Below are 10,306 nucleotides of genomic sequence, written 5' to 3' on the forward strand. Positions count from 1 at the left end.
CGTCCACGACCTTCAGGCGGCCGGTTCCGACCCGCACTATGACGGCATCTCGGTCCAGGGTGGCCAGAACGGCGTGCTGATCGAAGGCAACACCATCGTCGGCCGCGACACCTCCGACGTCTTCATCAAGAACGACTTCGGTCCGATCTCCAACGTCAAGGTCACCGGCAACCTGCTGCTCGGCGATTCCGGCTACCCGGTCTATGTCGACGGTCGCGCCAGCGGCGGTCCGATCACCGGCGTCTCGATCACCAACAACCACATCGAGAAGGGTGGTTACGGCTACTACAACATCGAGAACTCGAACCCGGTCGTCTCCGGCAACATCGAGTATCCGCGCAACGGTGCACCCGAGCCCGGTGACGGGACCGTCACGCCGACGCCGGAGCCCACGCCGACCCCGACCCCGACACCGGAGCCCACGCCTGAGCCCACGCCGACGCCGGAGCCCACTCCGACCCCGACGCCGACCCCCACCCCGGGTGACAAGGTGATCGACGGCACGAGCGGCAACGACAGGCTGGTCGGCACCGCGAGCAAGGAGACCATCAACGGGAAGGCCGGAAGCGACAGCATCGACGGCGGCGCCGGCAACGACACCATCAACGGTGGAACCGGCAAGGACACCATGAAGGGTGGCACCGGTGCGGATGTCTTCACCTTCAAGGCCCCGAACGAGACGGGTTCCGGATCGAGCCGCGACGTGATCACCGATTTCCAGAAGGGTCAGGACAAGATCGACCTTTCGGTCATCGATGCGAACGGGTCCGCATCCGGCAACGGCACGTTCCACTTCATCGCGGCGGAGAATGCCCTGTTCGATCGCGCCAAGGGCGCATTGGCCTGGCACCTCGAAGACCGCTCCGGAACGTCGAACGACAAGACCGTCATCCAGGCCGACACGAACGGCGATGGCGTCCACGATTTCGAACTCCAGCTGCAGGGGCTCGTCAAGCTCGCAGCAAGCGACTTCATCCTCTAAGGACGCCCCGGGCCGCGCTGTTCGGCGCGGCCGGGAAAACATCGACGCAAATCAGGTTGCGGCGGCCTCTCGGCCGCCGCAACTGCCATAGCCGCTCCCCGGCGACACGCTTCCATTCCGTGCCGCCCCGCGCCGCCGGCTCCTATCTGGGAAAGCCGTACCTGTCGGTGATCTCCCACAGCATGCGGTTGATTGCGACCAGCGAGGCGATGCACTCCTTGATACGGACGACTTCCTGGTCGTCGAGCGCTTCCACCTTCCCGTACTTCACTTCGTCCTTGCTGTCGAAAATGCGCATGAGCTGCGTCAGGCCCTGCCCGCTGTCGGGATCGAAGGAGTAGATGCAGTGATTGTACTTGTTGCGCAGCTTTGCCTGTTCGGTGAGCCGCCGCGTCGCCTCGAGCACGTCATTGCGGCACTCGGCCGGCGTCTTCTGCATCTTCGTCAGCCGCTCGACCAGATCGATCCGCGCACGCGTCGTGTTCAGGGTGAGAAAGATGACGATGGCCGTTTCCTTGTCCACCTTCGCAAGGCCGGCAATCATGTGGATCAGCAAGCTTTCCGTGTTCGTCCATGTGTAGTTGAGCTGCCCAACCAGCAGCAGAATATCCTGCAACTTCGGCATGCCATATCTCCAAGCCCGCGCATCTTTTCCGGTCGGCCATCGAAAGCACTCGATCCGGCTCGGGGGACGCCGCGGTTCCGGAAATCATACTCCTGCCGGCTGCTAAACAAGTAAAGCTTTCAAAGCCATATCAGATCATGCTAGTGTCCCACAGGTTGCCCCAAATAGGGACAATATCTACAGGTTGAGCAGCAAGTAGATTAAATATAGCGAAACAACTATTCGTTTATACTACGCGAACTGAGTACGCTCACGTACACAGACTTGCACCAAAGGTGGTAGCACGTCCTCAGGCTCATACACATAGGCGCACAAATACCCTCCCCCTAGCTCAAAATGCCAGCTTATTAAGCGCGCAAGTTGGCGCGACAATTACAACCTGGCTTGGGTCGGGTCGACGAAACGCGAGCGCGTTCGGCGGGTCTGCAAGCGGAAATGGCCAAGGCCCGGAGTGGCCTTCGTCCGCCGCACCCTGAGTTCAGAAGGGAGGTAACACAATCCAACAAACGGATTGGAGCGACCCGGGAACGCCGAGACGACGGCGTCCGGGCACAGGCCAGTTGACAGCAACTCATGTTCAACCCCCGCTCGGTCAAGACCCTAGGAAGATGAATGGCGGTCAAGCCGTAGCGGCCCAGCAACAGAGGGTACAGCTATGTCTAGCAAGAGCCGGAACAACAACAATTGGGACTACGTGGATCCGTCGCAGGAACAGCAGCAGCAACAACAGCAGCAGCAGCAGGAACAGCAGCAGCAGGAACAGGCCTCGAGCCAGGACCAGACCCAGTCGAGCGACTCGACCAACTCGAACAGCAACGAAAACGGGAATGGCAACGGTAACGGCAACGGTAACCTGAACCTCAATGGCAACGGCAACCTGAACCTGAACGGAAACGCCAACCTCAACAAGAACATCAACGAAAGCACGACGACCGTGGACGTGGCCGTCAACGTGGATGTCGCAGCAGCGTCGGGCAAGCACCATCGGCCTGACGACAACGACTTCGCCGACATCGACATGAAGGGTCACAACTCGATCGACGGGATGTTCAACATCAAGTTCGACGACATGCTGAACGGCGCGCTGACCGGCGCCGGCAACGACGTTGCCAACGTCTTCAACCAGGTCGCCAATCTCCAGGACAACGACGACCTCGACAACGCCCAGGTATCGAACAACGGTCCGGTGAACTTCAACCTGACGGCTGAAGGCGGCAAGGCCGAAGCCGAAGAAGGCATCAAGGCCGGCGGCACCGGCGGCGACGGCGGCGATGACGCCGACGCTGAAGGCGGCAAGGGCGGCGACGGTGGCGGCGCGCTCGGCGGCTTCGCAGCCGGTGGCAAGGGTGAAGGCGGCTTCGCAGCCAGCATCGCAGCCGGCGGCAAGGGCGAAGGCGGTGAGGCCGACGGCGGCAAGGGCGAAGGTGGCGACGCCACCAGCGGCTACGCTGACGGCGGCAAGGGCGACGGCGGCAAGGGCGGCGACGGTGGCGCAGGCCTCGGCCTCGGCCTCGGTCTCGGTCTCGGCCTCGGTGCCGGGCTGGCATTTGCCGGCGACGGTGAAGAGGGCGGCGACAACAAGGCCGGCGACGGCGATGAAGGCGGCGACGGCGGCGATGCCGATGGCGGCGATGCCGGCGACGGCGGCGACGGCGCATCCTCGACGGCCGGTGACGGCGGTACCGCAGTCGGCGTTGCCCTCGGCCTGATCGATCCGGTCTTCGTCGACAGCAACGGCGGCGACGTCGACAACGCCAGCAACGGCGGTGGCGGCGGCGCAGGCGGTGCCGGCGGCGGCGCAGGTGCAGGCGGTGCAGGCGGAAGCGGCGGGTCCGCAACCGATGCCGGCAACGGCGGAGACGGCGGCGGCGCACTCGGCGCAGGCATCGGTCTCGGCTATGGCGCCGGCAACGGCGCGGGCGCCGGTGGTGACGGCGCAGCCGGCGGATACGGTGTCGGCGGTGCTGCCACGAGCGGCGACGCAACCGGCGGCGCAGGCACCGGCGGTGGCGCATGGGCCGAAGGCGGCACGGGCGGCCATGCCCTCAGCGGCGCATGGGCTGACGGCACCGGCGGCGACGGCTACGGCGGCTGGGCCTATGGCGGAGCCGGTGGCGCCGGCGGCGCCGGCGGAACGGCAACCAATGGCGATGGCGGCGCCGGTGGCGATGGCGGCTACTGGGGCTCCAACAACGGCGATGACGGCTATGTCACCGGCACGAGCTCCGCTTCGGCCGATGCAGCGATCAGCATCAGCGCCTTCAACCAGGAAATCGTCATGGGTGCCAACCTGCAGCAGAACGCGGTCGACATGACCGTGGTCGGCGGCAATCTCAGCAACACCGTCATCGGCGAAGACGACGACGCATGACGTCACGCGGTGGTCTCGCTCCATGTCGAGCGAGGCCACCGGCGTTCGAACTGCGCAGCAGGCGCTGCGCAGTTCACTTCGGGTAGAGCACTTTCCTGGTTGTCAGTCGGAGCGCTCCCGAGCTGCTCCACTGGACCGCTCTCACAGTCTTCTGCAAATGCCAGCGTCGGGGGAGTATCGCGTCATGATCACCATGGACAAGATCACCGAGGAGATCGCCCATTTCATCGGCATGCTTCAGATGAATGCCGAGCAGGCCCTTCTCAGGCACGCCTATGAGGAGTTCGACGCCCGCAAGCCCGCCGATCCGGAGCCCGATGAGCAGGCGCCCGACGACGTGCCGTTTGAGGCACCCTTTGAATTTCTCGGCTTCGATCCCGGCGTGCCCTACCGTTCGCCCGGGCCTGGCCCGATGGACGGGGACCCGCACCGCTTTCCCAACATGCTTCCGCCCCCGCCGCCGATGGTGCCCGACTTTCCGGAGTTCTCCGTAACGCCGATGGTCAGGATCCAGGATGGGGTCGCCTCGGGCGCCGCCGCGGCCGTCCAGCCGGAACTGCAACCGCCTGGCTCCGTCGTCACCTACATCACCCAGGCGATCGGTCTGTCCGACAATGATGATTTCAGCGTCGGCGGGCATGGTCTCTCCTTCTCGCCCGAGGTCGTCGACACCGACGCGTTGCTCGACGCGGCCGAAGCGGCCTATGCGCTGTCGCCGATCGGCGGGATGGAACGCCCGGGATCGAGCGCGGAGATGATCGAAACCGTCAACACGATCTCCGCCCGCCTCGAAGGCTTCGCCGCGGGAAACGGCAGCGAGTTCGAGATCGTCGTCCAGCAGGGCGAGGGCATCGAGGGCATTTTCGTCAACGGCGAACTGGTGGAGGAATTGCCGAAGCTTGCGGACTACCACGCGTTCGAGAAACCGGACGAGGAAGACGAGACGGACGGTAACGGAACGCTCGAATGGACAGGCAACGCAACGGTCGGCGAGGACGGCTCGATCGTGGTCGAGGCCTCCGTGACCCTGACCGCAGGCGACAACACGCTGGTCAACGAGGCCATCGTGAAGAACTTCTGGACCGCCGGCACCGTGACCGCGGTCGTCGGCAACCACATCGAACTCAACGCGATCATCCAGACGAACGCGATCTGGGACGCGGACAAGATCGGATCCGACATCGGCGACTGGGCCAGCGACGCCGCGGTCAACGACGTCTTGAACATTGCCTCGTTCGGCCGGACCGACCTGACCGACGACGACGGCAAGGCGAATGCGACAGAAGGTGGATTCCCCGATTTCTGGGCCGTGACGAAGATCGAAGGCGACCTGTTGATGGTCAACTGGCTCGAGCAGTTCATCTTCAAGACCGACAACGACGTCGGGATCCTGTCGTCGTCCGGCGTGACGACGAACGTCATCAGCGGCGGCAATACCGGCGTCAACCAGTCGTCCGTCTTCGACCTCGGCTTCTCTTACGATCTCATCATCATCGGCGGCTCGATCTACGACGCCAGCATCATCCAGCAGACCAACATCCTCTTCGACGACGATCTGGTCGGCAGCGTGAACGGCTTCCAGACGAAGGGGACCGGCACGGCCTCCACGTCGGGCAACCTGCTGTGGAACGAGGCGGCGATCCACAACATCGGCGGCGCGGATCGCTTCTCGGTCCTGCCCGATGCCTATCGGGAAACCGCCGAGGATCTCGCCGACGGCAAGAACACGATTTCGAAGGGCGTGCTGACCGACGAGGCCTTTGCCGGGCTGGCCGGCCTGAACGTGCTCTACATCGAAGGAGACATCATCAATCTGCAATACATCAAGCAGACCAGCGTGCTCGGGGATTGCGACCAGGTCGCGCTGGCCATGGACGAGCTCAAGCCGCATCTCGACAGCGACTGGACCGTCTCGACCGGCGGCAACGCACTGATCAACAACGCCGCGATCGTGAACCTGGATTCCTTCGGCAAGACCTATGTCGGCGGCGAGAAATACTCCCAGGAGACGCTCATCCAGGCCGAGCTGATCTCGTGCGAGCCCGACCGCCTCGGCGGCCAGGATCCGAACATGCTGGTCAACGAGGCAATCGCATTCCTCGACAACCCGATGGCCGAGGCCGACCAGCAGGCGGCACACGGCGTCTACGTCCCGTCGGCCAATGACGGGCCCACGGACGACGGGCTGCAACACGTACTCGGTCATTGACGGGAGGGGCGGATGTCTGACAACCGCAAGAGGGTTGCCGACGGCAACCACGCGCATGGTCTGCCCTCGGAAAACGCAGAGCCGACCTTCGACGAGGCCTATGCACGGTTCCAGAATGCCGTGCTGCAGTGCCAGGCCGCCGCTGTCGAGGGGCCGGATTCGGCTGTCGCCATGACGTCGGCGCATCGCGCCGAGGCCGACCCGGCAAGCAAGCCGGGCCCACGAATCGTTTCCGGGCAAATCGTCTCTCCGGAGAACGAACAGCCTGCCGGGCCACGGCGTCTGGCCACGGTCCTTCCCGGACCGTCCCACGACAATCCGCGGCGACCGGACGCGCACGGTGCGGCCAAGCCGGGCAGCCCCGAACGGACCCCGGGAATGGGTCCGCGCGGCGTGCCGCAGCCGGAGAAGGCTGCCCGTCCGATCAAGGCTGCCGAGGCCTCCATCCCGTCCGAACCCGTTCCCGCCCCCCAGCCCGGCGGCGCCGGCTCGTCTCCTTCCATCGCCGGGCCGGCCATCATCGAGCCGGCTGTCGCCGAGAAGGTCGTCCTGGACGTCGTTCCCCAGCCGGTCGCGCAGGCGGTGGTGGAGCCGGTCGCGCAGGCGCCCAAGCGGGACAAGCCGGCGGTCGCGCCGAACAGCGAGCGGACACGCGCCCTTTTTGGCGAAGCCAAGCCGGAGACGGCCAAGCGCGAGCCGACCTTCGCCAAAGGGCCGGAGGGCCTGGTGACGATCGAAGGCGACACCGGTCCGATAAAAGCCGGGGAAGGGCCCGGCAACAAGTCCCTTTCCGGCGGCGGCGGCAAGGGCTCCGGCTCGGGCGGCGGCACTTTCCACAAGCGGCTCGGACCGGTGGATTTTTCCGCCAGCCTCCGGGCGGGGGTCAACGCCGTCAGGATCAATCTCGCCGCCGTCATGATCTTCACGCTCGCCACCAACGTGCTGGTGCTGGCCGTCCCCATCTATCTGTTCCAGATCTCCGACCGGGTGCTGACCAGCCGCTCGCTCGACACCCTGATCATGCTGACGATCGTGATCGTCGGGGCCATCCTGTTGCAGGCGATCTTTGACGCCATCCGGCGCTTCATCCTGATGCGCACGGCCGTGGAGGTGGCGGTGCAGCTGGGCGCGCCCATTCTCAGCGCCGCCGCAACCGCGTCGCTCAACAGCAACGGCCGCGAATACCAGACCCTCGGCGATCTCCAGCAGGTGCGCTCGTTTCTCGTCTCCAGGACGTTGCTGTCGTTCCTCGATGCCCCGCTCGCGCCGCTGTTCGTCTTGGCCGTCTTCCTCGTCCATCCGCATCTCGGATCGATCGTCATCGCCACGGCCCTTCTTCTTCTCATCCTCACGCTCGTCAACCAGCGCCTGACGGCCGCCCCCTTCGCCGAGGCGAACACGTCGCAGGTGAAGGCCAACCTCCATCTCGAATCGATGTCGCGGAACTCGCAGGTGATCAACGCGCTCGCGATGATCCCCGAGGCTGTGCAGATCTGGGGCAAGGACACGGCTGCCTCCCTGAAGGCACAGGTCGTCGCCCAGGATCGCAACATCGCCATCAGCGCCCTCTCGAAGGGGATCCGCCTGTTGGCGCAGGTGGCGATGCTGGGATGGGGCGCCCACCTGGCGATCAACGGCGAAATGACCGGCGGCATGGTGATCGCGTCGTCGATCATCGCCGGGCGTGCGCTGGCGCCGATCGAAGGCGCCATCGAGGGGTGGAGCCAGTATAGCCAGTCGCGTGCCGCCTATGGCCGGATTACGAGCCTGCTGAAGGCTTCGCCGCTCAATTTCGAACGGCTGAACCTGCCCCGACCGGAAGGCCGCCTGGATGTGGAGCGGTTGCTCTACGTGCCCGGAGGGACCAAGCGCGTCGTGCTGAACGGTATCTCCTTTGCCTTGCAGCCGGGGGATTCGCTTGCCGTCATCGGCAATTCCGGCGCCGGGAAGACGACGCTCGGCAAGATGCTGGTCGGCTCGATCCTGCCGACATCGGGCAATGTCCGCCTCGACCTGATGGACATCCGCAACTGGGACCAGCGGCAGTTCGGCCAGAACATCGGCTATCTCCCGCAGGACGTGCAGCTCTTCCCCGGCACGATCAAGGCCAACATCGCCCGCATGCGCCAGGACGCGACCGACGAGCAGATCTACAAGGCGGCGATGCTCGCCGACGTGCACGAGATGATCGCAGCACTGCCGCACGGCTACGAGACGATCGTCGCAGCCGACGGATCGCCGCTGTCCGGCGGGCAGAAGCAGCGCATCGCGCTGGCCCGCGCCTTCTTCGGCGATCCGCGCATGGTCGTGCTCGACGAGCCCAATTCCAACCTCGACAGCGCCGGTGACGCCGCCCTGATGCGCGCCTTGCAGCACGCCAAGGAACACAAGATCACCATGATCACGATCACCCAGCGACCGGCGCTGCTCAGCCATGTCGACAAGGTCCTGCTCTTGGTGAACGGCACCGTGGCGCTGTTCGGCATGCGGCAGGACGTGCTCAAGGCCCTGGAGTCGCGCGGCATCCAGATCGACAACGGCTCGTTTGGCCATCAGTTGCAGTAGGAGCGGCGCGATGTCCGACATAGCGAAAATTCACGACATCGAATGGTACTCGGAGGTTCCCCGGTCGATCCGAAAGCAGATGACGGCCGGCCTCATCCTGCTCGGCGCCACCTTCGGCGGCTTCGGGGCCTGGGCCTTCACGGCGCCGCTCGCCGCGGCGGTGATCGCCCAGGGCAGCTTCGTCGCGACCGGCCGCAACAAGGTCGTCCAGCACTATGAGGGCGGCATCATCAAGGAACTGCTCGTCAGCGAGGGCGACGAGGTGGTGGAGGGCCAGCCGCTGGTGCGGCTGGATGAGACCGCGGCGCTCGCAAAGGAGCGCGAACTGTTCCTGCGCCGCATCCGGCTGGAGGCGACCGCCGCCCGCCTGACGTCCCTGTTCGAGGGCGACGAGCACATGGAGATCTCCGAGCTGGCGGAAAAGCACCGCAACGACCCGGACGTCTCCTCGATCCTGATGAACCAGCAGCTGAACTTCAAGGCCCTGCGCCTGAAGCAGTCGAACGAATTGTCGCTGCTGCGCCAGAACATCAAGGCGCTGGAGTTCCGCAGCGAAGGCTATGCCCGCCAGCGGCTGTCGATCATCCAGCAACTGGCGCTGCTGCGGGAAGAGCAGGAAAGCAAGAAGAAGCTGCTCGCCAAGGCCCTGATCCGCGAGACCGAGCTGAAGGCCATCCAGCGGGCGATGGCCGACGCAGAGGGACAGATCGGCAGGCTCGAGGCGGAAGTCGCCGAGACACAGGCGCAGATCGTCAAGGGCCGGCAGGAGATCAGCAGCACCGAACAGTCCTATCGTGAGGACGCGCTCGACCGGCTGCAGGCGATCCAGGGCGAACTCGATACGGTGCGCGAGCAGTCGCGCCAGGCCGAGAACGTGCTGCGTCGCGTCACGATCAATGCGCCGGTCTCCGGCACGGTCGTGCGCACCCACTACCATACCGCCGGCGGCGTCATCGAGAGCGGCAAGGGGATCATGGAGATCCTGCCGGCCGGCGTGCCGTTGATCATCGAGGCGCAGATCCCGCGCAACAACATCGACAGCGTGTCGGTCGGGCAGACGGCCACGGTCCGGCTGGTGGCGCTCAACCAGCGCACGACCCCGGTGCTGCACGGCGACCTGTTCTACGTCTCCGCCGACGCGCTGGAGGACAGCAAGCCGGGCATGCCGGCCCATGACGTCTATCTGGCGCGGGTCAGGCTCCCCCCGGAGGAGCTTGCGAAGGTCAAGGGCTTCCACCCGACGCCCGGTATGCCCGCGGAGGTGATGATCCAGACGGAGAAGCGCACCTTCTTCAGCTACATCGTCAAGCCGATCACCGACAGCATGTCGAGGGCCTTCACCGAGCGGTGACGGTCGACGCCCGCATCGCATCGCTTAAGACTTTCGCAGGCGGCGGCCCGGCGCGGCGCTTCACGCAAGCTGCAGCGCCCTCCTGCTTCCACGATGCTTCAGGGGACTTGCGAGGCGCCGGCCGCGGCGCTCGCCCTAAGACGCAAAAAGCTCCTCGACGCGTATGCGGAGGAAGCTTTGTGTTGGAGTTGCTGGTCTTGGGA

General features: G+C 65.2%; 6 protein-coding genes. 5 read left to right on the plus strand and 1 reads right to left on the minus strand.

Going from position 1 to position 10,306, the window contains the following annotated elements; genetic code table 11:
* Positions 1–982 (plus strand): M10 family metallopeptidase C-terminal domain-containing protein (locus tag P0086_RS25095; protein ID WP_275790815.1); only part of this gene is annotated, 982 nt, incomplete at its 5' end.
* Positions 983–1,124: 142 nt separating this feature from the next.
* Here P0086_RS25095 and P0086_RS25100 read toward each other — a convergent pair.
* On the minus strand, positions 1,125–1,607 hold the full coding sequence (locus P0086_RS25100) for a hypothetical protein (RefSeq protein ID WP_112600427.1): 483 nt from the start codon (positions 1,605–1,607) through the stop codon (positions 1,125–1,127).
* Between the two features lie 655 nt (positions 1,608–2,262).
* Here P0086_RS25100 and P0086_RS25105 point away from each other — a divergent pair.
* The 4 genes from P0086_RS25105 to P0086_RS25120 all read left to right on the plus strand — a co-directional run bounded on the left by P0086_RS25105 (position 2,263) and on the right by P0086_RS25120 (position 10,103).
* Positions 2,263–3,978, plus strand: a complete 1,716-nt coding sequence (locus P0086_RS25105; protein ID WP_275790816.1) for a hypothetical protein — start codon at positions 2,263–2,265, stop codon at positions 3,976–3,978.
* Positions 3,979–4,162: 184 nt separating this feature from the next.
* Positions 4,163–6,187 (plus strand): hypothetical protein, encoded by a 2,025-nt coding sequence (locus tag P0086_RS25110; RefSeq protein WP_275790817.1) that lies wholly within the window; start codon positions 4,163–4,165, stop codon positions 6,185–6,187.
* Positions 6,188–6,199: 12 nt separating this feature from the next.
* The gene (locus P0086_RS25115) at positions 6,200–8,752 is read left to right on the plus strand and encodes a type I secretion system permease/ATPase (protein WP_275790818.1); all 2,553 of its coding nucleotides are present in this window, start codon (positions 6,200–6,202) and stop codon (positions 8,750–8,752) included.
* A 10-nt stretch (positions 8,753–8,762) separates the two neighbouring features.
* Positions 8,763–10,103: an HlyD family type I secretion periplasmic adaptor subunit gene (locus P0086_RS25120; protein ID WP_112612027.1), complete on the plus strand. Its 1,341-nt coding sequence runs from the start codon at positions 8,763–8,765 to the stop codon at positions 10,101–10,103.
* The last annotated feature ends 203 nt before the right edge of the window (positions 10,104–10,306 follow it).

It is taken from the genome of Mycoplana sp. MJR14, from assembly GCF_029210525.1.
Taxonomy (GTDB): domain Bacteria; phylum Pseudomonadota; class Alphaproteobacteria; order Rhizobiales; family Rhizobiaceae; genus Mycoplana.

Excerpts from the sequence above, each read along its gene's own strand:
- P0086_RS25120 (WP_112612027.1), top strand. The coding sequence starts at position 8,763 with ATGTCCGACATAGCGAAAATTCACGACATCGAATGGTACTCGGAGGTT.
- P0086_RS25115 (WP_275790818.1), top strand. The coding sequence starts at position 6,200 with ATGTCTGACAACCGCAAGAGGGTTGCCGACGGCAACCACGCGCATGGT.
- P0086_RS25100 (WP_112600427.1), bottom strand. The coding sequence starts at position 1,607 with ATGCCGAAGTTGCAGGATATTCTGCTGCTGGTTGGGCAGCTCAACTAC.
- P0086_RS25110 (WP_275790817.1), top strand. The coding sequence starts at position 4,163 with ATGATCACCATGGACAAGATCACCGAGGAGATCGCCCATTTCATCGGC.
- P0086_RS25105 (WP_275790816.1), top strand. The coding sequence starts at position 2,263 with ATGTCTAGCAAGAGCCGGAACAACAACAATTGGGACTACGTGGATCCG.